The following is a 21,656-nucleotide window of genomic DNA, read 5'->3' as shown; positions in this document are numbered from 1 at the left end:
GGCCGACAGTTCCACTCCAAGGCAGCTGCGGCCAGTTGTCGCACGGGTCAGGCTCCGGCCCCTTGCGGCACATCACGATCCTCACAGTTGTCGCACATCAGGCAGCAGATCGGGGTATCCCCGATCACCGCGTGAACAGGCTTGGCCATGATGTTCCCCCCTGGCATGTCGCCATTTCCGGCTCCCGGCATCGGGGCGCTCCCCCGCCCCTGTTCCGAACCATCCTGAAGCAGCAGGACTCCGCCTGGCACTGCCGTGACCTGGCAGTCTTTGACGTCTTCTTGATGCCGGTCGTGAGCCCCGGCGACCGACGTGCCAGTCTTGGTCCCCGCGCGTCAAGAAATCGTCAGAGGCGCGTCAGGAATCCGGGAGGGGCCGTGACAGAGAGGGAGCTAGCCGAGGAATACCTGGAGGGGTACCCCGAGATCCTGGCGGGTGTGTGCGCAACCAGCCGCAGGCTCACCCGGGAGGAACGCGAGGCCCTGCGCTCCCGTGGAGAACGGGCCGCGGAGGCCGGCATCGGGCTGCGGGCCCTCATCCGGGCCCATCTCTCCGCCGCACAGCGGGTACGCCCCGGGCTGCCGCAGGCCGTCGCCGACCGTCTCCTGAGCGCCGTCGAGCAGGCCGTCGACGCCTTCGCCGAAGGCCACGAAAGAGCTCAGCACCTGGCCGTGCGTCAGGAAGAGGCAGCACGACGAGAGTTCATCGACGACCTGCTGTACGGCCGTAGTGGCCTCGGTCGGATCGCCGAACGCGCCGAGCGCTTCGGCCTGCTCCTGTCCCACGCCCACGCCGTGGCCGTCGCACAGGGCCCGGAACCGTACAGCGACGGCTACACGGTCACCCGTACCGTCGAGACCTCGCTTGCCGCCCGCTTCGGCAACCGCCGCATCCTGCTCACCACCAAGGACGGCCGACTCATCTGCGTCGCGCCGGCGGACGAGACCGACGTGCTCGCGCACTTCGCCAAGCAGGCGTACGCCGCGACCGACGGTGGCCGGGTCGCCATTGGCCGCCCGCACCCGGGCGCGGGCGGCGTCGTCCACTCCTACGAAGAGGCCCTCAACGCCCTCGACCTCGCCGCCCGCATGAACCTCGACGGCCCGGTCCTGTACGCCGCCGACCTCCTCGTCTACCCCGTCCTCACCCGCGACCGACAGGCCATGGCCGACCTCGTACGCACCGTCCTCGGCCCGCTCCAGCAAGCACGCGGCGGCGCGAAACCGCTCCTGGACACCCTCACGGCGTACTTCGACACCGGCTGCGTCACCGCGCAGACGGCCCGCCGCCTCAGCCTCAGCGTGCGGGCCACGACGTACCGCCTCGACCGTATCCACCGCCTGACCGGCTCGGACCCCGGTGATCCCGTCCAGCGCTACACCCTCCAGACGGCCGTCGTCGGCGCCCGGCTCCTGGACTGGCCCGACCAGCCGCTGTGATCACGGGGCTGGGCGGGCAGACTGAGAGGAGGTGGGACGCACAAGCCAGGCGTCCGCTCACCGTCTTCGTCAGCACAGGGCGGTCACCATGAGTTACTCCACTGACGATCAGCGGATTCTCGGCGAGATCGAACGTGGTCTCACCCGCGACGATCCCGCCCTGGCCACCCTGATCGACTCGCTGAACGGGCAGTTCCCCCAGGCACCGGACGCGCACGCGAGCACCCAAGCCGCACGCCGCAACCCCCGCGTCGTGACCGCTGTCGTCCTGACCGCCATCGCTGTGCTGGGACTGATCCTCACCGCCATTCTGAGCAGCCGGTCCGCCCCGCCGGTGGAAGGGGACGGGGGGCCTGCGGCGCTCCCGCCTCTCGCGTCGGTCTCCGGGGCATACGAAGACCGCACTCTCCCATAGCCGGGAACGGCAACTCACCGGTCGGCGATCCACCCGCGCGGGTCCCTACGCGCGTAGGGCGGGGCTCTTATGCTCGTTGGCGAGCGAAGGAGGCCGCCACATGCCGTGGCCCGCAGGAATCGGACCCTACGCCGGACCGTCCATCCCTCTTCTGATCAGCGGATCTGTGCTGACCGCCGCCGGAACGCTCATGTTCTTCGTGCCCCGGCTGCAGTCGCCGCTGTTCGGCGCCGGGGCCCTGGTGCTCGCGTTCACCGCAGCCGCGGCGGTCTCCGCCCGGGCGCGACGGTGAGATCGCGCGTCGGCGCGGGCCGCCTGAAGTGGCGATGTGGTGTGCACGGGTCATCGGCGTCGCGACCGGGACGGTCCTGCCAGGAAGTCATAGAGGATCACGAGTGCGATGGAACACCCGACGAGGCCCAGCGCGATGAAGGAGCATGCCTTCAGTAGTCGCTCGGGGCCTCGGCCAGCCGTGCCACCTCGTCGGTCAGCACGGCCCCATACAGCGTGACACCCGCGGCGCCGAGCAGGCGGGGCGGCGCATCAGCCCGGGCGAGTCGGCCCGGCCGCCAGCCCAGCAGGACCGCGATGCCCGGCGCCAGGAGCAGTGCCGCACCGGCGATCAGCAGTGTCCAGCTCGCCCAGGTACTCACGTGAGGGTCCCGGAATCATCCGGGCGAGAGGAACGCGCCCGGTAGCGACGGAGCTCGAACAGGCCGATCGCCGCAGTGGCGACGAAGAGGGGGAAGGCGAGTGTCTCGGCGACGAGGGTGGTTCCGGTGGCTCGGACGAGACTGGCTGCGATCGCGATACACAGCAGCAGCCCGGGCAGGGCCCGTCGCCAGCGCGGCAGCCGGCTGATCCGCCAGACTCGGACGCTGACCAGGGTGTTGAGCGTGAGGAAGGCAAGCGCCCACAGGGCGAGCACAAGCAGGGTAAGAGGCATGGCCGGGAGCTCCAGGGCAGGCAGAACACTGTGCCGACCAGGCTTCCCGGCTCACCAACGGCTGATCCTAGTCGTCAAGGTAGCTCCGTGAAGCTCTCCACGGCTCCGGTTGCCCGTGATGACGATGATGTCGCCCTTCTCGACGACGATTTCGGCCGCCGGTCGCCGGCGGGCTGCAGGCGGGCTGCAGGCGGGCTGCAGGCGGGGCAGCGTGACGGCTGGGCGACCTTCGGTCTGGGCGGAGGTCAGACGCGGACCACGAGCGCGATACCTACGGCTAGGAACCCGAGCCCAATCAGGGCTACCCCCGCACCCCATCCCCGCAGGAGCACTCGGAGCCTCGGCGCTACGCGGGCGAAGTCCATCCCGGGGTGCTCACATCCCAACCTGCCGAAAACCCGGAGGAGACTTGCATCGGCATACGCGGGGTTGAGCTGCGTGTCCACGATCCGTTGCGCGACGCCCCGGTGGTTCGTCGCCAGCGCAAGCCCGACCAGCATGAACCCGGCACCCAGAAGAATTGGAATCAGGTGCATTCGTCCCCAAGAAGTAGATATCGTCGCTGAACTAAGGTTTCACAGGAAGAGACCGCTGCGCCATATGGGTTACTGCCTGTCGGCGACGGTACGCCCAATCGTGTCTCACCTGCTCATGTGACGACCGTCTTCAGGGCAGTCCCCAACTGGGCCCGGCGGCCGAACGGCGGCTCGGCACCGTGCTGCGCGTTCTCGACGGCGCAGGACATCTACTCCCGGAGGACCTCCCGAGTACATCACGTCACTCGTGGCCGAGTTCACGCACGCACGCGTGCGGCATCAAGAGCGCGTAAAGGTTGCCGGAATCCGGCAGTGAACATCTGTGCCACTCCGTGACATCATCCCCGGTGACGGGAGAAGTGCAGGGCACGGAGCGAGGTGGCGTACATGGGCTGGTTTCTTGGTCTCGGCATCGCGGGTCTCGTGCTCCTCGTCCTGTCCCTGGTCTTCGACGGGGTGTTGGAGGGGGTCCTCGACGGGATCGGCGGGACGCTGGACGGGCTTCTGTCGTTGCCGGTGATCGCCGGGTTCGTCTCCGCGCTCGGATTCACCGGCGCGATCGTTCTGGGGACCACCGGTGCGGGGGCGGGGGTCGCCACCGGTGCGGGCCTGGTCGCGGGGGGCATCGTGGGGTGGGTGACCTGGCGGTTCAGCCGGGCGCTCCTCCGGGACGGCGCCGCGCCCGCACCACGGGGCGATGACCTCACAGGCACCAGCGGCACGGTGGTGACGGCGATCCCGGCGGGGAGTTACGGCGAGGTGCTGCTGTATCTCGCGGGCCAGCCGGTGAAGTACGCGGCGAAGTCCGCCGCACCCGTCCCACGCGGCGCGGAGGTCTGGGTGGAGTCGGTGCTCTCCGCGACATCCGTCTCCGTCCACGCGGTCGAGCGCTGACCGGCCCATCACGTTCTGTCTTTTCTTGAGTCTGTTCCAATCGAAGGGGGTTTCTTCATGAACCCTGTCCTCACTGCTGTGGTGGGCATCGTCGTACTCGTCGTCCTGCTCGGCCTCGTCGTCATCACGCGCTACAAGGTCGCCGGGCCCAGCGAGGCGTTCATCATCACCGGACGGCGCGGGAAGAAGTCCACCGATCCGGACACCGGGCGGGTGTTCACCGACAACAGCGGCCAGAAGGTCGTGGTCGGCGGCGGTGTCTTCGTCGTGCCGTTCGTACAGCAGAAGTTCACCCTCGACCTGTCCAGCCGGCACATCCCGGTCGCCGTGCGCGGCGCGGTCACGCTGCGCGGGGTGAAGGCGAACCTGGAGGGCGTCGCGATCGTCAAGGTCGGCGGGACCGAGGACTCGATCCGGGCCGCCGCCCAGCGGTTCCTGATGCAGCAGGACGGGATCGTCGGCTTCACGCAGGAGGTGCTCTCCGGAGCGCTGCGCTCGATCGTGGGCCGCATGTCGGTCGAGGACATCATCCGTGACCGCGCCGCCTTCGCCGGCCAGGTCGCGGAGGAGGCCGAGGCCAGCCTGTCCGGGCAGGGCCTGGTCCTGGACGCCTTCCAGATCCAGGACATCACCACCGAGGGGTCCTACCTGGAGGACCTGGGACGGCCGGAGGCCGCCCGCGCCAAGCAGGAGGCCGACATCGCCGAGGCGGTCGCCCGGCGCGCCGCCGAACAGGCCCGACTCAAGGCGGAAGAGGAGATCGCCATCGCGCAGCGGACCCTCTACCTGAAGCAGGCGGAGATCAAGGCGCAGACCGACGAGGCCGCCGCGCAGGCGAACGCCGCCGGTCCGCTCGCCGAAGCCGACCGCCAGCAGCAGATCCTCGCCGAGCAGGAGAAGGTCGCCGAACGACAGGCCGCACTGACCGACCGCCAGCTCGACACCCAGGTCCGCAAGCCCGCCGACGCCGCCCGCTACCAGGCCGAGCAGGAAGCCGAGGCCCGCCGCATCGCCCAGGTCAAGCAGGCCGAGGCCGACGCACAGCGCGCCCGCCTCACCGGTGAGGGCGAGAAAGCCCACCGCGCCGCCCTCGCCGACGCCGTACGCATCGAGGGCGAGGCCCAGGCCGCCGCCATCGCCGCAAAGGGCTCCGCCGAGGCCGAGGCCATGCAGAAGAAGGCCGACGCGTTCGCCCAGTACGGCGACGCCGCCGTCCTTCAGATGCTCGTCGAGGTCCTGCCCCAGGTCGTCGCCAAGGCCGCCGAACCCCTCGCCGCCGTCGACAAGATGACCATCATCTCCACCGACGGAGCGAGCCAGTTGACCCGCACGGTCACGGACAACGTCGCCCAGGGCATGGAACTCCTCTCCTCCGCCACCGGGGTCGACCTCGCCTCGCTTCTCCAAGGCATCACGCAGAAGAAGTCGGCACCCGAGACCGTTCCGGCTCCGGCGGCCCCGAGCACGCCGGTCGAGATCACCGACTAGGACAAGGGACAACGGGGGACGTGGTGAGAACCAGCTTCAAGATTCACGCAGGGGCGCAACTCGCCCTCTGCGTCGCGGGGCTTCTCGCCGCGTCGCTCGCCACCCTCCCGTTCCTGCCCCCGTTCGCCGACGAGTGGCTGCTACTCGGGATCGGCATCGCCCTGCTCGTACCGCTGCACGTGGCGACGATCGTCCGCAGCATCGCCGTCGGACTCCGGGACATGCGCTTCGCGAGCAGCAAGGCGAACCAGTGGCGTGCCCTGCGCTCCCTGCCCCGGCGAGTCAAAGGGATGCTCGCGGGCGTGGGCCTGGCCGGGGTAATGCTGCTCGTCGGGGCCAGGGCCGACGACTCCTCCCTCCACAAGGCCGACTCCGTCCGTGGCCGGTACTTCGCCATCGACACCTCCGACCCCCGTCGCGAGCGGATCCAGATCACCAGGAGCAAGTACGAAGCCCTGCGCAAGGAGGACCAGCAAGTCACGTTCGCCGCATACGCCCTCTTCGCGGCGGCCGGTGGCGGCCTGACGCTCCTCTTCGCGAAGCTCGACACCTGGGTCGGTATGCCATGACACCCGGCCCCCGCCACGGCAAGCCGTACAGCACCCGCCGTCGCCGTGCACAGGACGTCCTCGTCGGTCTCGCCGGGCTCGTCGCTCTCCTCACGGGCAGCGCCCTGCTGGTCGCCTGGCTCCCCCAAGCCCTGGCTGAGGAACGCGCCTTCCTGTCCGCGTCCGCGTGCCGGGGCACGCCGGCCGAGGACTGCCTGCACTCGGCCTGGTTCACCATCGAGTCCGTCCACGTACAGCGCGGCAAGCAACCGGGCGGCTGGGTACGCCTCTCCGGGCAGTCCGAAGAGGGCGCCGGCCGAGTGCAGTTCAGCGGACTCGGGGAGTTCCTGGAGGGCGTACGGCCGGGCGACCGCGTCGCGGGGACGATCTGGCGGGGCGAGATCGTCGTCCTCTCCGGCAGCGTGGGCGCACAGCGAACCGCTTCCCACCCGGTCGGCGACCCCCTGTTCGCAGCCGGATCCGGCATCCTGCTCGTCATGGGCGGCGGGCTCTGCACCTACGTCTCGCGGCGGCGGCTCAGCTCCCACGAACCGTCCGCCCATCCGCAACGGACGACGCTCACCGCCGACGCCTGCGCGGTGGCAGGTCTGGGCGCCTGCACCTTCACGCTGATGGTGGTCCTGCACGACAGAGACGGAACCCTCGGCGCCTTCCTCGCGCTCTGGATTCCGGCGGCCGTGGCAGTCGGCGCCTTCCTGAGCCGCCGCCAACTGCGACACCGCACACGGCGGTGAGCTGCCGCTCAGCACCCGTCCACACGATTGAGGAAACCCCTGCCCGAACGACGCATCGGCACCGCCTTCGCGGCCGGCGGCGCCGTGGTCACAGCGGCCGGAGCCGCGGTGTACGTCCTGCCCGGTCCCGGCTTTCCCGTCCTGGTCATCGGCCTCGCCGCACTGACAACCGGACTCGTCATGGCCGCCGCCGGCCACCGCAGCTGACCCCCGCCGTCCCGACCCGCCGAAAGAACATCCACATCCATGATCTGGCACTGGACCGGCCTCGCCGTCGCCTCCCTGACCCTGCTGCCGGCCGGGCTGGCCCTGCTTACCGGCCGGATACCCAACCGCCTGCACGCCCGTCTGACACCGACCCGCCCACGGGGCTGGGCCCTGCTCGCCCTGTGGGCCGCAGCCGCGCTCAACACGCTGCCGCGCCTGGCCGATGCCCCGCCCGCGATCACCCTGGCAGCAACGGCGACCGCCGGCGCGGCGGCGGTCGCCGGATGCGCGCTGGCAGCCGCCTCGGCACTTCGGGCCACGAAGGACACGCCGTGACAGATCCGCGTCGTCGGCGCCGCTTCGCTCTGTCGGTCACCGCCTGCTGGATCCTACTGGCCCTCGGCCTGTGGCTGCTCGGCAAGGCCCTGGACCAGCCTGCCTCCCTCGCAGCGTGCGCGGCCTCCGCCGCCTTGCTGGTCACCATCGGGGAGGTTCGGCGACTGGCTGCGCCGCCACATCGCCCACCGGTCCGCCCGGCGGCGTCGCACGACCCCCACCAGGTACTGACCGCCCTGCCCTGCCGATCAGCGCGGTAGCGGCCACTTGTCCCCGGGCAACAAGACGTCTCCTCGAGCAACCGTGTCCGCGGGGCTTGGTCACTTCCGGTCCGGGGCGGGCGGGGACTGCTGCGATGCCGTGTTTCCCACTTCGCCCGGGTGGCTGACAGGCGGTCTGGGACGGCTAGTGCGCGAGGTGCCCCACACCAGCGTGCCGGACAGCATGAGCAAGGTGAGTGGGTAGAAGACCGGGCGCAGGGGGATCAGAACCGGCAAGAGCGCGGCGGCGGTACTCGCGCCGAGGAGGAGCAGGAACGTAGGTACGCAGCAGGCGAATCCGAGCAGGAACGCCGGGAGTACGGCCAGGACGCGGGCGTATCGGGTGCGGCGGCAGGAGGCCACCGTGGTGGCCGTGTGGGCGGCGACGGCGAAGTTGCAGCCGACGAGCACCGCCACGAGGACACCGAGCAGCAGGTTGACCGGGCTGAGGAAGATGGCGAGGTGGCTGGTGGGGTGCCAGGCGAGGACCGGCTCGAACAGATACGGCGCGCGGACCTGAAGCAGCTGCCCAGGTGCGGTCTGGAACACGGGTGCACCGGTGAACCGACCGGAGGCCGAAATGGCAAGGTCACCAATGGAGAACAGGTACACCAGCAGGGTGAGGCTCGCGGCGATCAGCGCCGTCCTGCGGTGGCGGCGTACAGCGAAAGCGGCACGCACCCGACCGGGCGTGGTCCTGATCGCGACGACGGTGGCGTCCCAGGCGTAGCCCGTCCTGGCGAGTGCGGTCAGCAGCCTGCTCATGTCCGCACCTGGCCGTTGGGATAGAACGCGTACCAGGCGAACCACATCGAGTCGAGGAAGTCCGCCGGCTCCCACCCCTCCATTGTCTGCTGGACGACGTGGGCGGTGCCGAGCCGGTCGTCCCAGCGGGCCTCCACCCGCGTGCCGCCCACCTCGGCGCGCACGGTCCGGTGGGTGCGGACGAGGTCCTTGTCGATGGCGAGGCGCTCCTTGCCGACCCGGACGCCGATGACGACATCCTTGTCGGCGAGCCGGTCGCTGGTGGCGAGTACGGGGAAGATCGGCCGGCCCTTCGCGTAGTAGCCGCCGCTGTCCGGGAAGGAGTCGTAGGAGCCGTACGGGTCGCTGCCGTACGAGCGCAGCGCCCGCGTGTCGGTGGACAGCACCTCGGTGTCGGGGTGCGCGGTCCGCCACTGCTTCCACGTCGTCCACACCAGAGGGACGGTGTCCAGCTTCGTGCCCTTGAGCGGGCCTCTGACCGCCTGCCCGAGAAGCTGCGGCCACTCCGACCCCGTCTGCCGGTCGTACATCAGCAGGTTGGAGTTGACGAGCCTGCCGGTGGTGCCGAACGACAGGTCCTGGACCCCGGGCGGTGCGGAGAAGCCGATGACCGTGCCGGTCAGCGGGCAGTAGGTGACCGCGAGCGGTTCGCCGCCGACGGTGTCGTTGACGATCTCGTGCCACACCAGCACCAGCTGCGGGTACGCCCTCACCTCGCCGCGGTACTCCAGGCCGAAGACCGGATCGTCGTCGTCGAGGAAGCCGGCCTTGCTCGCCGGGACGAACCGGGGCTTGTCGATGGAGGGGATGCCGTCCTTGCCCGGCCCGCCGGACACTGCGGCACCGGCGAGCGCCTCCAGCGAAGGGTCCTGGCCCGGCTGTACGGCTGTCACCGGGTCGGAGCGTCCCTCGGAGGCGAGCTTCCCGCCGAGGATGGCCCCGCCCGCGAGTACGAGGCTGATGGCGCAGACGACGGCCCCGCCCTTGAGGGCCTGCCGCCGCGACGGGCGAGGGGGTTTCCGATAGTTCTGGCCGGTCACCTGACACCTCCCGAAATCCCCCCTGGGATTCGTACTGCCGATCGTGCCCCGTGTCGGGCGGGCGCTTCGGTGAGCGCGCTTACAGTTCTCGCCCTCCTTGGCGGCCTACGGTCGGATCATGGTGCTGCGGATCGTGCTCGGGACGGTGTACACGGCGATGGCCGTCGGCCAGGTCGTCTCCTTCGGGCACATGCCCGGGACTCTGGCCGCGTACGGGCTGGTGGACGGTGCCGCCGCGGCAGCGCTGGCCGTGGCACTGATCGCGGGCGAGCTCGTGTGCGGGATCTGGTTCCTGGCCCGCCCCCGGTCGAAGGCCCTGGCGCCGGTGTGGGTGTACACGGGCGTGTCGGTGGTGTGGACGGTGCTGGCCGTGCAGGCGTTCGCGCGGGGGCTGGCGTTGGACAACTGCGGTTGCTTCGGCATCTACCTCACGCAGCGGCTGAGCTGGTTCGTGCTGCTCCAGGACGCCCTGACACTGCTCTACGCGGGCATCCTGATCCGCTCCGCCCGCCGGTCGCCCGCCCCGCTGCCCTCCGACGAGCGGGAGGAGGGGAGCCGTGAAGTCCGCATCCCGTGAACGGTCCGGCCTCGGCGGCATCGCGGCGGTCGTAGGTGCCGGACTGCTGATGGTGGTGTGCTGCGCGGGCCCGCTGCTCGTGGCAGGTGGAGCACTCGGCGCCGTCGGAGGTGCCCTGGCCAACCCGTGGCTGATCACCGTGGGAGCGGACGCCTCGGCATCACCGACGTCACCGCCGACACCGACCGCCTCCAGCCCGAACTGCGCGGACTGACCGCCCGCATCGCCTGCATCGCCGACGCCCGCCCGCTCGACGACTACGCCAAGCTCCTCGCCGCTGCCGGGCTGAGCACCCTCACCACGGAGCGCCATGACGAGGCGATGATCCGCATGATCGACCAGATCCAGGCCCGCCTGGACCTGCTGCGCATCACCGCCGCGGCCCGCCTCGCCGACGCCGGCGTCGACCTGACTGCGGCCCCAGCCGTGCTGGACGCGGCCCGCGCCGCGGTCACCGACGGCGTACTCGGCTACGCCCTGCTGACCGCCGTGAAGTCATCACCCTGATGGCCTTGGCGTTCTACCGCCGGGTACGTAAGCGCCCTCACATACCTGCATGGGCCCTGCGTCCTAGCGTCAGCGACGAGAACGGAAGGTCACCGCAAGAGGAAGGACGATCACCATGGCCACCACCGTGCAGGCATCCCCGAAGCTGGCCGCGATCCCTGTGTACGCGGTCTGGGGCGCCGCGGCCGGGCTCCTCGGCGGCATGGGGATGGGCATCTGGATGTCGGTGTCCCGGCCGATGATGGACACAGCCATGATCACCATGGTCGCCGGGCTCCTCGGCTCCACCAACGCCTTCGCCGGCTGGCTGATCCACCTGGCCATCGCCACCTTCGCCGGCATCACCTTCGGCGTCATGCTGGGACAGTTCGCCCAGCGCCTCGCCCCCGCCGCCGTCCTCGGCCTCCTCTACGGCGCGGTGTGGTGGACCGTCGGCGCGCTGTGGATCATGCCCGCCAACATGGGCATGCCTGTCTTCGAGTGGAACGACGTCACCGCCTCCAGCCTCGGCGCCCACCTCGTCTTCGGCCTCCTCGCCGGAGCCACGTTCGCCGGCATCGCCAAGGCCATGGGCAAGCACACCAGCCCGGCTCGCCGATGAACCGCGAGGCTCCCGCGTCACGCCCCGGCCCCACCGCCCCACCACCGGGCGCGGGACCGCACCACATAGCCCTGGACGGCGCGTCGGTGCCCTACTGTCTGGCCAGCAGCGCCGAGGCGCTGGCCAGCCCGGCATGGGGCACCACACCCCCACCATGGGCCCCCGGACGACGCGAGGAAACGCACCGCATGAACCACGCCACATCGGACGACGACGCCGAACGGACCTGGTGCCTGGCCGAGGTCGACATCTTCTGCGACCTCTCCGAGCAGGAGATGGAAGCCATCGCAGCCGCGGCACCGATGAAGACCTACCACGCAGGCGAGATCCTCTACTCACCCACCCAGCCCTCCGAGGTGCTCTTCATCCTCAAGAAGGGCCGGGTCCGCATCTTCAGGGTCTCCGCCGACGGCCGCGCGCTCACGACCGCGATCATCTCCCCGGGCACCATCTTCGGCGAGATGGTCCTGCTCGGACAGCACATGTACGACAACTACGCCGAAGCCCTCGACGACACCGTCGTATGCGTCATGAGCCGCGCGGACATCCACACGTTCCTGCTCTCGGACGCCCGGATCGCCGCCCGGATCACCGCGATCCTGGGCAGACGGCTGTCCGACCTCGAACAACGGCTGTCCGACAGCGTCTTCAAGACCGTCGCCCAGCGCATCGCCACCACCCTGACCACCCTCACCAGCGCCCAGCCCCCGGCAGGCCCCCTGCGGCCGGTCGGACGCCACCCGCAGATCGCCCTGACCCACGAACAGCTCGCCGCCCTGGCCGGCACCTCCCGCGAGACCTGCACCAAGGTACTGCGCGACTACGCCGACCACGGCTTGCTCCGGCTGGCCCGCGGACGCATCACCGTCCTCGACCCCGAACGCCTCAGGGACGCCGCGGGCTGACGTCACCAAACCGTAAGAAGCGAGCCCCTGCCCGCCTGAGTTCCCGGCAACTATGTTCACCACCACCATCGACCCACAGGAGTCCTCCTTGCGCGCCCGCACCCTCCTCCCGGCCACCCTGGCCGCCGCCCTCCTCACCCTCACCGCATGCGGATCCGGCGAAGGCTCGACGTCCGACAGCGGAGCGGGAGCTGCCGCCACGCCGGAGGCGTCATCCCCCGCTCCGACAGCGGCCTCGAACGGCGGCGACAGCGGGGCGGAAGGGGCGCAGGTGCCGCAGGTGCTGAACTTCTCCGCGACCACCGTGGACGGCAAGCCGTTCGACGCGAAGACGCTCGCGGGCAAGCCGACGGTCTTGTGGTTCTGGGCGCCGTGGTGCCCCACGTGCAAGGGGCAGGCCGCCGAGACGGCGAGGGTCGCCGTCGGCAACGCGGGCAAGGTGAACGTCGTCGGGGTCGCCGGCCTCGACAAGAACGCCGCCATGCGCGACTTCGTCGCCGACACCGGCACCGGCTCCTTCCCGCACCTGTCCGACGAGAAGGGTGAGGTGTGGAAGCGGTTCGAGGTCACCCAGCAGAGCCACTACGTGATCCTCGACAAGGCCGGCAAGACCGTCTACGAAGGCGTCCTGCCCGGCGGCAAGGGGCTGGCCGACAAGGTCGCCGGACTCACCGGCTGAGCAGGACCCGCCATGGCCGACCTTCCCCTCGCACTCGCCCTCGGCGCCGGGATGCTGGCCGCCGTCAATCCGTGCGGCTTCGCTCTGCTCCCCGCCTACCTGTCCCTGCTCGTCCTCGGCAACGACACCCCCAGCCGCACCGTCGCCGTCGGCCGGGCCCTGACCGCCACCGCCGCCATGACGGCCGGGTTCGCCGCCCTCTTCGCCGTCTTCGGTCTCGCCGTTCAGCCCGTCGCAGGGCAGGTGCAGCAGCACCTGCCCTGGTTCACCATCGCCTTCGGCCTGCTGATCGCCGCCGCCGGAGGATGGCTGGTCGCGGGCCGGCAACTGCCCAGCATGGCACCGAAACTCCGGCGGGCACCGAAGGTGACGCGCTCCCTGCCCTCGATGGCCCTGTTCGGCGCGGCGTACGCCACCGCCTCCCTCGGCTGCACCATCGCCCCCTTCCTCGCCATCGTCATCTCTGCCTTCCGCAGCGGCTCCACCGCGGAAGGCATCACCCTGTTCACCGCCTACGCCGCCGGAATGGGCCTGATCGTCGGCGCCGCCTCCCTCACCGTCGCCCTCACCCGCACCACCGCCGTCACCCGCCTGCGCCGCCTCGGCGCCATCGCCCCCCGACTCGGCGGCGCCCTGCTCCTCGTCGTCGGCGCCTACGTCGCCTACTACGGCTGGTACGAGATCCGCGCACAGCAGGATCCCGCTACAGCCGACCCGATCATCGACACGGCAGCCACCGTCCAACGCGCCGTTGCCGACGCCCTGAACACAGCCGGACCGGCTGTGATCGCTATCCTCGTCGCCCTTCTCCTCTTCGCGGCACTGCTGATCCGTCACCGCAGGCGCACCCGCCGGTCCGCCCCGACCGGCACCCCTGCCGCCCCCGAGCGCCCGGCCTGACCCGGGCGTGGCCATGCCGCTCCTCTACATGTTCGAGGCGGCGCGGAGAGAGGTCCGGTCGCACCCGCCTCAGCACGACGGGGGCGACGCCACGGATGCGCAATCGGATGAGACACACTCCGCCACCACGCCTCCACAGGCAGCTTCCCCGCAGCCTCGAAAGGCTCGCCAGGACGGGGAAGCGCCACCGCCTGGCCGGCCTCCTCAGCTGCGTACTTCGTCCACTCCCCCGGCTCCGCCCACGCATGCGGAGCCAGGTTGAACGTGGCCCAGTGGATCGGCAGCAGCACCCCGCCCGGACCGCCTCCCTGCAGGTCAAGATGGGCCTGCACCCCTCCATCCCGCAGGACCCGAGACAGGGATTTTCCGAATATCAAGCCTAGACGTGACGGTTCCCGGTTGCCTGACGAACCGTACGGATGGACGCCGCACCGGAACTGGAGGGCTTGCTTTCCAGATCATGCTGGTCCTCGTGACGGCGCCTGGAACCCAAACCGAGGGAGAGTGCGTGACAGACCACCGACGCGTGCCCGGGGCTGCCCGACAGCGCCTTCGACTTCGGGTTCTGCCAGCAGGGCCTGCAATTCTTCAGCGACCGACTCGCAGCCCGCGAATTGCACCGGATCATCGCCCCCGGCGGCCGGGGTGCCCTGAGCGTCTGGTGCGACCACCACTCACCGGGCTTCTACCCGTTCCAGTCCGCCTTCGAGCGGAACCTCACCTCACCGGGCGAGGAGGTCCGGTTCCTGCGAGCGATCTTCGACCTGGCCGACCCCGCCCCGATCAGCATGCCCATCTACCGAATGGCCCGCTCCAAGCGTGGACACCGGCCTGTTCGACGTCGAGAAGGCCCAGCAGGCTCGGGCTGGGTGAAGGAGCTCAACGGCGACCACGTGCCGGAGACCGAGGAGTACGGTCCTCGCTGGTGTTCCACTCCGAACTGCCCTTCCACCCCGAACGGCTGTGGACCTTCGTCACCAAGGGTCTGGACAGCGGTACGTTCGGCCGGGTCCTGCGTTCCAAGGGGTTCTTCCGGCTCGCCAGCCGGCCCCGGGTGACGGGACTGTGGTCCCAGGCCGGCGCCGTCGCCCGGTTCGAACCGTCCGGCGCCCGCGGCCCGGAGACCGCGCAGGGCCAGAACTGGTCTTCATCGGCACCGGCCTGCGCGCCGACGCCCTCCAGACGGCCCTGGCGGCCTGCCTGTTGGCTCCGGGCGAGACCGTCCCCGCCGGCGACGACTTCCCCGCCTGGGAGACGTACGGCATCGAGGACGCCTGCGAACACGAGCAGGCGGCCTGAAACCCAGGCCCACGCGCTCCGGGCCGGACGGTGGTCGCAGCCACGGCACCGTCCGGCACGACGACACGACGACACGACGACACGACGCTGCGGATGATCGACCAGATCGAGGCACTTCTGAACCTGCTGCGGATCACAGCCCGTGCCCGCTTCACCACCGCCGGCGTCGATCTCGACGCCGCTCCAGCCCTTCTGGGAGCGGCCCGGCAGCGGTGGCGGACGAGGCCCTGGGATACGCACTGCTGATCGCGGAATCGGGGCCGGGCAACGCATGATCGAAGCACGCTCCCGCCTGCGTCCGCTGACAGATACACGCGAATGTTCAGGAAGTGCCCGCCGGAGGCGCGTCGCGCAGATGGCGCGCCTGGGTGTCGTAATCGCTCAGTACATGGCGGAGCTGCTCGAGCGACTCTTCCGGGATGTCGGGCGGAGCGGACTCGACCACGTAACGGGCGGCGGCCACCAGCGCCGCGAACTCGAAGGCGTGCGCGGTCACTTGCAGCACGCCGGGCCGGGTCCACTCCACGTGCATGTTCAGCCCTTCGACGACAGGTATTCCTTGATCTGGCCGAGCTCCTGCTCGAAGTCGTCGTAGTCCTCACGGATACCGTTGAGGTACGCGCTCCAGCCGAGGCTGTTCTTCGCGTAGTGGACGGCCTCCTGGATCTCCTCGTCGGTGGCCCCGAACAGCTTCGCCGCCTCGGTGTGGAAGAGCGTGCAATAGCGGCACTTCGTCTCCGAGTGCAGCGCGATCCCGATCAGCTCCTTGTACTTGTTCGGGATCAGCGTCTCGCCGAGCTCGATCTTCTTGAAGATCTCCCACTCGTGGTCCAGCAGATCATCGGGGATCCGGGAGAAGAAGTGGGGAACGAGTCCCAGGGTCTCCTTGATCTCCGCCTCCACGTCGCCCCGGCTACGTCCCGCCATGGCGACCACTCCTCTCAGCCGAGCGGAACCGGCCCCCACGTTCCACGCTAGGCCGCGCCGACGGCCCCCGCGACTCCAGCGGGCACCGCCGCGTCACGTCACTTGGGCGGCAGGCCGGCGGCGAACACGTGGCCTTGGTCCACCCATTCGGCCAGGGCGTCGTCCTCGGTCAGGGCGGAGGCGTCGACGACGGCCCAGCCGCGCATCGGGCGCCCTGTGAAGTCGAAGGGCCTCGTGCCGGGCCGCGCGCGAGCCTCGTCGTTGGCGTCGGGGCCGACCCGGACCATTAGCTCGTCGCCGATCACGCCCACGAGCATGTTGCCGGCGTACAGGAAGGCCAGGCCGCCGGACATCCGCTTCTCCGAGACGCTCGGGCCCGTACCCAGCCGGGCCCGGATCCGTTCCGCCAGTCCCTCGTCGAACGCCATGGCCGTCCTCACGCTCCGTTCTGTGGCGGGCTCAGCCACCGCTCCAGGTCCCGCAGGTCCTTGGCCAGCGAGGAGCGCACCTTGCGTCCGATGACGAGAGCAGCGAGCCCGGAGAGACCGGACGTGTCGCCCTGTACGCGGATATCGGCGAGCGTGCCGCATTCATCCGGGGTCGGGGCGAACATGTACGTCACACATATCGGCATCGGGGCCCGCGACCGACACCATGTCCAGCAGCCGAGGCGGGCCGAAGCCGCCCGCGCCGGCCTCACGCGTCACCTGCGCCGTGCGGATGCCCTGTGCGCACTCTCCGCCTCGTGCTTTCACGCTGCCGTATGGCTGGCGCGGAACAGGTCCAGGGCGCGCCCCAGGTCCCGTTGGGTGCGCAGCCGTACCTCCAAGTCGCCCGTTCCGTGGTGGCCGAGGCCCTTCACGTTCCTGGTGAAGTCGGGGACGAGATCGACCTCGGCCGGGTCGTAGCGGGTGAAGTCGCCGACGACGCAGATCAGCCGGGCCTGCTCCAGAGCACCTGGGCCCCGGCCCTCGCCCCGAGCCGGTCGCGGACCAGATGCTCGAACTCGGCCCGGTGGTCCATGAGCCAGCTCAGGTGGAACGGGCCCTGGTAGATCACGCCGGGTCGGTTGCCCGCTTGTACTCGACGATGGCTGGCGAGCCCTTCCTCGGCCAGTCACGGCGTGACCTCGGTCGCGCCGTTCGTCGTGTCGAACAGTTTCAGGTCCAGCAACCTCCGCGCTCGGGATCTTCGAGCGGTAACCCTCTCGAACGCAGGGCTATTTCCAGATATCTTCCAGCCACCTCTGGATCCGATGCCACCCAGGTCGACGACTGCTGGCGCCAGTTCGGCTGCTGACACCGGACCCACATGGGATGGACTGTTGGTTCTCGGAGTTGCGGATGCACCGCCGTCCATGTAGGAGGCATTACCTGAGGAGGAGCCTGTCGAGGTGCCGGGCAGGCCGCCTGGCGGCGACCTGGTGGGTGGTCAGGCGGGGCGCCCGCTGTGGACGCGCTGCGCCGCCTGTCCCGTGTACTGGCGGCACTCGCCGGTGAAGACGGTGGCGAGTTCGGCGTCGAGCAGGGGGCCCACGAACAGCGCCACGGGCACCCCCGCGCCCCCCTCCGGCTCGCGGTAGACCTGGAGCGCGAGCCCCTCCATCACGGCGGCGAGGCGCACGGCGGCGGGCAGCGGATCCAGGTGCTCGTCGACCTCGCCGCACTCCTTGCCGTTGTGGACGGCCCGGGCGATGTCCTCGCGCAGCTTCCGGGCGGTCTCGGTGTCGACCTCGGCGAGGGCGGGGGCGTCGAGGGCACGCCCGGCGAACGCGCGGGCCACGCGGTACTCGGCGCGGCGGGCCTCGTCCAGAGGGATGTACTCGGTCATCACCTCCGCCATGACCCGTGCGATGGGTCGCTTGTGCTGGACGCCGTCCCTGACGCGCTCCTCGACGCGTGCGCGGATCCGGGCGGAGATCTCACGGAAGGCGTGGAGCAGCATCTCGTCCTTGGTGCGGAAGTAGTGCTGCACCAGGCCCACGGACATGCCCGCGGTGGCGGCCGTGCGCGCGACGGTGACGGCGTCGAGCCCGTGCTCGGAGATCAACCGGCTGACGGCGTCGGCGATCTGACGGCGGCGTTGTTCGTGGTCGGCGGTTCGCGGCACTTGATAACCGTACCAGCGTACGGCTATAACCGTATCCCCATACGGTTATCTGTCCGTGCCCACGGAAGGACAAGGCCCCCATGCCCAGCCTGCTCCGACGCGCCGCCGCAGCGGCGACCGCCCTCCTGCTCGGCCTGCTCCCCTTAGATAAGGCGTCTGCAGCGGCCAACTCACCTGTCCCGGCGGACCGCTTCGCGGCGATCGACGCCTACGTGCGCGAACGCATGGAAGCCACCCGCACGCCCGGGCTCGCCTACGCCGTGGTCGGCCCCGACGGGCCGGACCACTCACGTGCCTGGGGTACGGACGGACACGGCGAACGGGTCACAGGCGACACGCCGTTCCTCTGGGGCTCGGTCGCCAAGCCGATCGCCGCGAGCGCCGTAATGACGCTCGTGCAGGACGGGCGACTCCGCCTCGACGACCGGGTCGTCGACCACCTGCCGGCCTTCCGCTTCGGCGGCACCGGCCACGCCGCACGCGTCACCGTCCGCCGTCTTCTCCAGCAGACGGCGGGCGTCCCGGAGTCGGCGACCTTCGAGGTCGCGGACTGCGTCGACGCCGACTGTCCGGACGCGACCGGGCGGGTCGCCGCGCTGAACGGCATACGCCCGCTCGGTCCGCCCGGTACCACGTACGCCTATAGCAGCGCCAACTACCTCGTCCTGGCGGCCGTGGTCGAGTCCGTGACGGGCCGGTCCTTCGCCGATCACCTCCGGGACAGTGTCCTGCGCCCGGCCGGCATGGACGGGGCGATCGCCGACCGGGCGGCCGCCCGTGAGCGGAACCTTCCGCCCGGACACCAGCTCCTGTGGGGCGTGCCGTCAGCGATCGCCGACAGCGTGGACGACGACGGAGCCGCCTACGGCTACACCGGCGGCAACCTGAACGACCTCGCCGCCTTCGCCTCCCTCCAACTTCGGTCGGGGAAGGCTGGCAACGGCACGACGGTCCTCACTCCCGAGTCCGTCCGCCTCATGCGGCAATCCGGCCGACTCCACCCGTCCGGCGAAGACACCGGATACGGGCTCGGCTGGCGCGTCGGCGGCTTGGAGTCCCCACTCGACACCGCGATCTGGCACACCGGCGCCACTCCCGGCTACTCGGCCATGCTCTTCCTCCTGCCGGACCAGAACCTCGCTCTCGTCGTCCAGCAGAACCTTCACGGCCTTCTCCATGACGGCAGCGTCATGCAGGTCGGCTTCGGCGCGGCCCGCATCCTCGCCGGAGGCGCCGCTCCCGCCGACGCCCCCTCTGCCGCGACCTACCACGCCACGGTCTGGGGCCTCACCGCCCTGGCCCTCGTCCTCCTCGCGGAGACCTTCCACTCACTCCGCCTGCTCCGCCGTCGGCCGGCGCACCGCCGCATCGTCCCCACCGTCATGTGGTGTCTGGCCGGCGCCCTGCCCTGGATCGTCGTGGCGGCGGCCCTTGCCCTCATAGGCCCCAGTGCGCTGTGGACCTGGACACCCGATGCGTTCATCACCCTGTGCGCGGCATCCGCCGCCGGGACCGCCGTCATCACCCTGCAGCTCGCGACCGCGTGCATCGGGAGAGGCAGCGTGCGGCGTCATACGGCGGCCGGCGCGCCGTGAAGCCTCGTGTGGGGGCTCGGCGTGCAGGGCGGAGGAGCAGGGCAGGCGCGTTACGGATGCGCGGATCGTCGGCTCAGGAGCGTACGTTCCCCGAGCCCGGGCCCGGCGAGGCGTCGGGGTGTCCATCGCTCTGCGCGGCCGGGTTCTGCAGGGGGCGGCTGTCGGCGGCCTGGTAGGTGGCCTGCTGCTCCGGGGTGCCGTCGGCCTTCATGGCCTTGGCCTCGCTCTTGAGGATGCGGGCGGCCTTGCCCGCGTTGCGGGCGAGTTCGGGCAGCTTCTTGGCGCCGACGAGGAGGATGACGACGATCAGGATGATCGCTATCTCGCTGATTCCGAACACTGTCTTCCGCTCTCTCAGGAGGTGGCCCTCTCGGAGCTGCAAATCTACAGTGATGTAGAAGGTGCGGGAAGGGCGGGTTCTGGCCGCCCGCCGCGACACCTTTCGTAGGACAACGCCACCAACATCACACCAACAGCAGCAGGCCGAGCCGTGTCGTCTCAGTACGATGAACCGCCCCACGGGGGCGGGACGAGTCGGCGGGAGGGCGGCGGAATGACGAAAGGACAAGCGAGTGGGCCAGGACGAGTCTCCCCGGCGGCGGGGGCAGGGCGAGCTCGAAGCGCAGGTGCTGGCCGCCCTGCGTCAGGCCGGCGGTGCCCACACCGCGGGGTGGGTGCAGGAGCGCCTCGGCGGCGATCTCGCCTATACGACCGTCATCACCATCCTGACGCGCCTGCACGCCAAGGGCGCGGTGAGCAGGGAGAGGGCGGGCCGTTCGTTCGAGTGGACGGCCGTGGCCGACGAGGCCGGCCTCGCGGCGCTGAGGATGCGGAAGGTCCTCGACGGCGAGGCAAACCGGGAGGCGGTCCTGGCCAGCTTCGTGACGGGGCTCTCGCCCCACGACGAGCGCCTGCTGCGTGATCTGCTGGCTCAGGACTCCGAGGAGGGGGAAGACTGACGGCATGGGGGTCTTCGTCTTCCTGCCGCTGGTCCTGCCCTTGACGGCATGGCCGGTCGCGCGACTTGCCGCACACCATCTGCATCCCCGGACGGCCACGCGGCTGCTCACCGGTTTCTCCGGCGTGCTCGCCGTATGCAGCACCCTGTGCCTCGCCCTGCTGATGGTGGTCGGCACCGCGCAGTTGCCGGGCAACCCGCTGCCGGACGGCTGGTCCGACCCCGAGGTGCGTGAGGCCGTCCCGTACGACGAGGTCGCGGGCAAGGCCGCCATCCCCGCTCTGATCGCCGTACTCGTCTCCTGTGCCAGGGCCGCGTGGCGGCACCACCGGGTACGCCGCCGAGCCGGCCGGGCGCTGGCGGGGCTGCCGGGCACCTCCGTCGTGGTGCTCTCCGACGAGTCGCCCTACGCGTACGCCCTTCCTGGCCGGAAGGACCGCGTCGTGGTCACGACGTCGATGCTCGCCACGCTGACCGGGCCCGAGCGCCGCGCGCTGTTCGCCCACGAGCGTGCTCACTTGGACGCCCGCCATCACACGTTCCTGCTGACCGTGCAGCTCGCGGCGCGGGCCAACCCGTTCCTGCGGCCCCTGCGTACGGCGGTCACTTACACCACCGAGCGCTGGGCGGACGAGGAGGCCGCCACCCGAGTCGGCAGCCGCCGTGTCGTGGCCCGGGCCGTCGGCAAGGCCGCGCTGGTCTCCCGTGGCGCACCCGTGGCGACCCTCGCGGGATTCGCCGTGGCCGGCCCGGTACCGCGCCGCGTGGCGGCCCTGCTGGGTCCCGCTCCCGTCGCACATGTCTGGCCGTCGCTCTTCACCAGGGCGGGCCTGGCCGCGTGGGGCGCCGCGGCCGGCACGACGGTCTCCGCGCTCTGCTCGGCGAATTCGGCGGTCACGCTGTTGCTGATTCTGAAGGCGGCGACGCCGCTCTAGTTCCCTATGCTGGCCTCCAAGTACCGGGGGAAATA

General features: G+C 70.5%; 29 protein-coding genes and 3 pseudogenes. 20 read left to right on the top strand and 12 right to left on the bottom strand.

Features of this window, described 5'->3' with window-relative positions; genetic code table 11:
- The first annotated feature begins 377 nt into the window (after positions 1-377).
- From ACF09C_RS08520 to ACF09C_RS08510, 3 genes are all read left to right on the top strand, one after another.
- Positions 378-1,439: a PucR family transcriptional regulator gene (locus tag ACF09C_RS08520; RefSeq protein WP_392090202.1), complete on the top strand. Its 1,062-nt coding sequence runs from the start codon at positions 378-380 to the stop codon at positions 1,437-1,439.
- 88 nt (positions 1,440-1,527) lie between these two features.
- Complete coding sequence (locus ACF09C_RS08515; protein WP_392090199.1) at positions 1,528-1,854, top strand: DUF3040 domain-containing protein; 327 nt, start codon at positions 1,528-1,530, stop codon at positions 1,852-1,854.
- 100 nt (positions 1,855-1,954) lie between these two features.
- A complete protein-coding gene (locus ACF09C_RS08510; protein WP_392090197.1) occupies positions 1,955-2,146 on the top strand; it encodes a hypothetical protein in 192 nt (63 codons plus the stop codon).
- A 151-nt stretch (positions 2,147-2,297) separates the two neighbouring features.
- On the opposite strand, the gene ACF09C_RS08505 is transcribed toward ACF09C_RS08510, so the two are convergent.
- Together ACF09C_RS08505 and ACF09C_RS08500 are read right to left on the bottom strand one after the other, a co-directional pair.
- Positions 2,298-2,507 (bottom strand): hypothetical protein, encoded by a 210-nt coding sequence (locus ACF09C_RS08505; protein WP_392090194.1) that lies wholly within the window; start codon positions 2,505-2,507, stop codon positions 2,298-2,300.
- Positions 2,504-2,800 (bottom strand): hypothetical protein, encoded by a 297-nt coding sequence (locus tag ACF09C_RS08500; protein ID WP_392090191.1) that lies wholly within the window; start codon positions 2,798-2,800, stop codon positions 2,504-2,506. Before ACF09C_RS08500 ends, ACF09C_RS08505 begins: the two co-directional genes overlap by 4 nt.
- A 923-nt stretch (positions 2,801-3,723) precedes the next feature.
- Between ACF09C_RS08500 and ACF09C_RS08495 the strand changes: the two genes are divergently transcribed.
- Genes ACF09C_RS08495 through ACF09C_RS08470 form a run of 6 tightly spaced genes read left to right on the top strand, consistent with a single transcriptional unit; the run spans position 3,724 to position 7,564 of the window.
- Positions 3,724-4,230, top strand: coding sequence for a hypothetical protein (locus ACF09C_RS08495; protein ID WP_392090188.1), 507 nt, complete (start codon positions 3,724-3,726; stop codon positions 4,228-4,230).
- A 57-nt stretch (positions 4,231-4,287) separates the two neighbouring features.
- Positions 4,288-5,718 (top strand): flotillin family protein, encoded by a 1,431-nt coding sequence (locus ACF09C_RS08490; RefSeq protein ID WP_392090186.1) that lies wholly within the window; start codon positions 4,288-4,290, stop codon positions 5,716-5,718.
- A 20-nt stretch (positions 5,719-5,738) separates the two neighbouring features.
- The gene (locus ACF09C_RS08485) at positions 5,739-6,287 is read left to right on the top strand and encodes a hypothetical protein (protein ID WP_392090183.1); all 549 of its coding nucleotides are present in this window, start codon (positions 5,739-5,741) and stop codon (positions 6,285-6,287) included.
- Entirely contained in the window at positions 6,284-7,021 is a 738-nt protein-coding gene (locus ACF09C_RS08480) for a hypothetical protein (RefSeq protein ID WP_392090180.1), read from the top strand. Before ACF09C_RS08485 ends, ACF09C_RS08480 begins: the two co-directional genes overlap by 4 nt.
- Positions 7,022-7,048: 27 nt before the next feature.
- Positions 7,049-7,228: a hypothetical protein gene (locus ACF09C_RS08475; RefSeq protein ID WP_392090177.1), complete on the top strand. Its 180-nt coding sequence runs from the start codon at positions 7,049-7,051 to the stop codon at positions 7,226-7,228.
- 39 nt (positions 7,229-7,267) lie between these two features.
- Entirely contained in the window at positions 7,268-7,564 is a 297-nt protein-coding gene (locus tag ACF09C_RS08470; RefSeq protein WP_392090175.1) for a hypothetical protein, read from the top strand.
- Positions 7,565-7,884: 320 nt separating this feature from the next.
- Here ACF09C_RS08470 and ACF09C_RS08465 read toward each other — a convergent pair whose 3' ends face one another.
- The gene (locus ACF09C_RS08465) at positions 7,885-8,589 is read right to left on the bottom strand and encodes a hypothetical protein (RefSeq protein ID WP_392090173.1); all 705 of its coding nucleotides are present in this window, start codon (positions 8,587-8,589) and stop codon (positions 7,885-7,887) included.
- Positions 8,586-9,629, bottom strand: coding sequence for a DUF3179 domain-containing protein (locus ACF09C_RS08460; RefSeq protein WP_392090170.1), 1,044 nt, complete (start codon positions 9,627-9,629; stop codon positions 8,586-8,588). The genes ACF09C_RS08465 and ACF09C_RS08460 overlap by 4 nt, the downstream gene beginning before the upstream one ends.
- Before the next feature lie 118 nt (positions 9,630-9,747).
- Here ACF09C_RS08460 and ACF09C_RS08455 point away from each other — a divergent pair, with 118 nt between their 5' ends.
- The 6 genes from ACF09C_RS08455 (at position 9,748) to ACF09C_RS08430 (ending at position 13,798) form a co-directional block, all read left to right on the top strand.
- Positions 9,748-10,206, top strand: a complete 459-nt coding sequence (locus ACF09C_RS08455; protein ID WP_392090168.1) for a MauE/DoxX family redox-associated membrane protein — start codon at positions 9,748-9,750, stop codon at positions 10,204-10,206.
- Between the two features lie 126 nt (positions 10,207-10,332).
- A complete protein-coding gene (locus ACF09C_RS08450; protein ID WP_392090165.1) occupies positions 10,333-10,713 on the top strand; it encodes a hypothetical protein in 381 nt (126 codons plus the stop codon).
- 115 nt (positions 10,714-10,828) lie between these two features.
- On the top strand, positions 10,829-11,314 hold the full coding sequence (locus ACF09C_RS08445) for a hypothetical protein (protein WP_392090162.1): 486 nt from the start codon (positions 10,829-10,831) through the stop codon (positions 11,312-11,314).
- Positions 11,315-11,502: 188 nt separating this feature from the next.
- Positions 11,503-12,219, top strand: a complete 717-nt coding sequence (locus ACF09C_RS08440) for a Crp/Fnr family transcriptional regulator (protein ID WP_392090159.1) — start codon at positions 11,503-11,505, stop codon at positions 12,217-12,219.
- 52 nt (positions 12,220-12,271) lie between these two features.
- Positions 12,272-12,898 (top strand): redoxin family protein, encoded by a 627-nt coding sequence (locus ACF09C_RS08435; RefSeq protein WP_392090156.1) that lies wholly within the window; start codon positions 12,272-12,274, stop codon positions 12,896-12,898.
- Positions 12,899-12,910: 12 nt separating this feature from the next.
- Entirely contained in the window at positions 12,911-13,798 is an 888-nt protein-coding gene (locus ACF09C_RS08430) for a cytochrome c biogenesis CcdA family protein (protein WP_392090153.1), read from the top strand.
- Here ACF09C_RS08430 and ACF09C_RS08425 read toward each other — a convergent pair.
- Positions 13,732-14,133 (bottom strand): annotated as a pseudogene (locus ACF09C_RS08425) (hypothetical protein); the annotation flags it as partial. The gene ACF09C_RS08430 and the pseudogene ACF09C_RS08425 overlap by 67 nt on opposite strands.
- A 490-nt stretch (positions 14,134-14,623) precedes the next feature.
- Here ACF09C_RS08425 and ACF09C_RS08420 point away from each other — a divergent pair.
- Positions 14,624-15,097 (top strand): annotated as a pseudogene (locus ACF09C_RS08420) (GTP-binding protein); the annotation flags it as partial.
- Positions 15,098-15,127: 30 nt separating this feature from the next.
- The gene (locus tag ACF09C_RS08415; RefSeq protein WP_392090150.1) at positions 15,128-15,343 is read left to right on the top strand and encodes a hypothetical protein; all 216 of its coding nucleotides are present in this window, start codon (positions 15,128-15,130) and stop codon (positions 15,341-15,343) included.
- 76 nt (positions 15,344-15,419) lie between these two features.
- Here ACF09C_RS08415 and ACF09C_RS08410 read toward each other — a convergent pair whose 3' ends face one another.
- The 6 genes and pseudogenes from ACF09C_RS08410 to ACF09C_RS08385 form a co-directional block, all read right to left on the bottom strand.
- Positions 15,420-15,629 carry a hypothetical protein gene (locus ACF09C_RS08410; RefSeq protein ID WP_392090147.1) on the bottom strand — a complete coding sequence of 70 codons (210 nt, stop codon included), beginning with the start codon at positions 15,627-15,629 and terminating at the stop codon, positions 15,420-15,422.
- A gap of 2 nt (positions 15,630-15,631) precedes the next feature.
- Entirely contained in the window at positions 15,632-16,024 is a 393-nt protein-coding gene (locus ACF09C_RS08405; RefSeq protein WP_392090145.1) for a carboxymuconolactone decarboxylase family protein, read from the bottom strand.
- Positions 16,025-16,122: 98 nt separating this feature from the next.
- A complete protein-coding gene (locus ACF09C_RS08400; protein WP_392090142.1) occupies positions 16,123-16,452 on the bottom strand; it encodes a TfoX/Sxy family protein in 330 nt (109 codons plus the stop codon).
- A gap of 8 nt (positions 16,453-16,460) precedes the next feature.
- On the bottom strand, positions 16,461-16,637 hold the full coding sequence (locus tag ACF09C_RS08395) for a hypothetical protein (protein ID WP_392090140.1): 177 nt from the start codon (positions 16,635-16,637) through the stop codon (positions 16,461-16,463).
- Positions 16,638-16,775: 138 nt separating this feature from the next.
- Positions 16,776-17,127, bottom strand: a pseudogene (locus ACF09C_RS08390) (transporter); the annotation flags it as partial.
- A 328-nt stretch (positions 17,128-17,455) separates the two neighbouring features.
- Complete coding sequence (locus ACF09C_RS08385) at positions 17,456-18,133, bottom strand: TetR/AcrR family transcriptional regulator (RefSeq protein ID WP_392090138.1); 678 nt, start codon at positions 18,131-18,133, stop codon at positions 17,456-17,458.
- 80 nt (positions 18,134-18,213) lie between these two features.
- On the opposite strand from ACF09C_RS08385, the gene ACF09C_RS08380 reads away from it, so the two are divergent.
- Positions 18,214-19,728: a serine hydrolase domain-containing protein gene (locus ACF09C_RS08380; RefSeq protein ID WP_392090135.1), complete on the top strand. Its 1,515-nt coding sequence runs from the start codon at positions 18,214-18,216 to the stop codon at positions 19,726-19,728.
- Positions 19,729-19,801: 73 nt separating this feature from the next.
- Here ACF09C_RS08380 and ACF09C_RS08375 read toward each other — a convergent pair whose 3' ends face one another.
- Positions 19,802-20,068: a twin-arginine translocase TatA/TatE family subunit gene (locus ACF09C_RS08375; protein WP_392090133.1), complete on the bottom strand. Its 267-nt coding sequence runs from the start codon at positions 20,066-20,068 to the stop codon at positions 19,802-19,804.
- A 232-nt stretch (positions 20,069-20,300) separates the two neighbouring features.
- Here ACF09C_RS08375 and ACF09C_RS08370 point away from each other — a divergent pair, with 232 nt between their 5' ends.
- Entirely contained in the window at positions 20,301-20,687 is a 387-nt protein-coding gene (locus tag ACF09C_RS08370; protein ID WP_392090130.1) for a BlaI/MecI/CopY family transcriptional regulator, read from the top strand.
- A gap of 4 nt (positions 20,688-20,691) precedes the next feature.
- A complete protein-coding gene (locus tag ACF09C_RS08365; protein WP_392090127.1) occupies positions 20,692-21,621 on the top strand; it encodes a M56 family metallopeptidase in 930 nt (309 codons plus the stop codon).
- Positions 21,622-21,656: the final 35 nt, after the last annotated feature.

This window comes from Streptomyces sp. NPDC014870, assembly GCF_043081505.1.
Lineage (GTDB): Bacteria > Actinomycetota > Actinomycetes > Streptomycetales > Streptomycetaceae > Streptomyces.
The sequence above is the reverse complement of the archived record's forward strand: the minus strand, read 5'-3'. Positions and strand labels throughout refer to the sequence as shown.

Coding starts and splice junctions, on each gene's coding strand:
- ACF09C_RS08515 (WP_392090199.1), top strand. CDS start 1,528: ATGAGTTACTCCACTGACGATCAGCGGATTCTCGGCGAGATCGAACGT.
- ACF09C_RS08510 (WP_392090197.1), top strand. CDS start 1,955: ATGCCGTGGCCCGCAGGAATCGGACCCTACGCCGGACCGTCCATCCCT.
- ACF09C_RS08500 (WP_392090191.1), bottom strand. CDS start 2,800: ATGCCTCTTACCCTGCTTGTGCTCGCCCTGTGGGCGCTTGCCTTCCTC.
- ACF09C_RS08495 (WP_392090188.1), top strand. CDS start 3,724: ATGGGCTGGTTTCTTGGTCTCGGCATCGCGGGTCTCGTGCTCCTCGTC.
- ACF09C_RS08490 (WP_392090186.1), top strand. CDS start 4,288: ATGAACCCTGTCCTCACTGCTGTGGTGGGCATCGTCGTACTCGTCGTC.
- ACF09C_RS08480 (WP_392090180.1), top strand. CDS start 6,284: ATGACACCCGGCCCCCGCCACGGCAAGCCGTACAGCACCCGCCGTCGC.
- ACF09C_RS08470 (WP_392090175.1), top strand. CDS start 7,268: ATGATCTGGCACTGGACCGGCCTCGCCGTCGCCTCCCTGACCCTGCTG.
- ACF09C_RS08465 (WP_392090173.1), bottom strand. CDS start 8,589: ATGAGCAGGCTGCTGACCGCACTCGCCAGGACGGGCTACGCCTGGGAC.
- ACF09C_RS08455 (WP_392090168.1), top strand. CDS start 9,748: ATGGTGCTGCGGATCGTGCTCGGGACGGTGTACACGGCGATGGCCGTC.
- ACF09C_RS08445 (WP_392090162.1), top strand. CDS start 10,829: ATGGCCACCACCGTGCAGGCATCCCCGAAGCTGGCCGCGATCCCTGTG.
- ACF09C_RS08440 (WP_392090159.1), top strand. CDS start 11,503: ATGAACCACGCCACATCGGACGACGACGCCGAACGGACCTGGTGCCTG.
- ACF09C_RS08435 (WP_392090156.1), top strand. CDS start 12,272: ATGTTCACCACCACCATCGACCCACAGGAGTCCTCCTTGCGCGCCCGC.
- ACF09C_RS08430 (WP_392090153.1), top strand. CDS start 12,911: ATGGCCGACCTTCCCCTCGCACTCGCCCTCGGCGCCGGGATGCTGGCC.
- ACF09C_RS08410 (WP_392090147.1), bottom strand. CDS start 15,629: ATGCACGTGGAGTGGACCCGGCCCGGCGTGCTGCAAGTGACCGCGCAC.
- ACF09C_RS08405 (WP_392090145.1), bottom strand. CDS start 16,024: ATGGCGGGACGTAGCCGGGGCGACGTGGAGGCGGAGATCAAGGAGACC.
- ACF09C_RS08400 (WP_392090142.1), bottom strand. CDS start 16,452: ATGGCGTTCGACGAGGGACTGGCGGAACGGATCCGGGCCCGGCTGGGT.
- ACF09C_RS08395 (WP_392090140.1), bottom strand. CDS start 16,637: ATGTTCGCCCCGACCCCGGATGAATGCGGCACGCTCGCCGATATCCGC.
- ACF09C_RS08380 (WP_392090135.1), top strand. CDS start 18,214: ATGCCCAGCCTGCTCCGACGCGCCGCCGCAGCGGCGACCGCCCTCCTG.
- ACF09C_RS08365 (WP_392090127.1), top strand. CDS start 20,692: ATGGGGGTCTTCGTCTTCCTGCCGCTGGTCCTGCCCTTGACGGCATGG.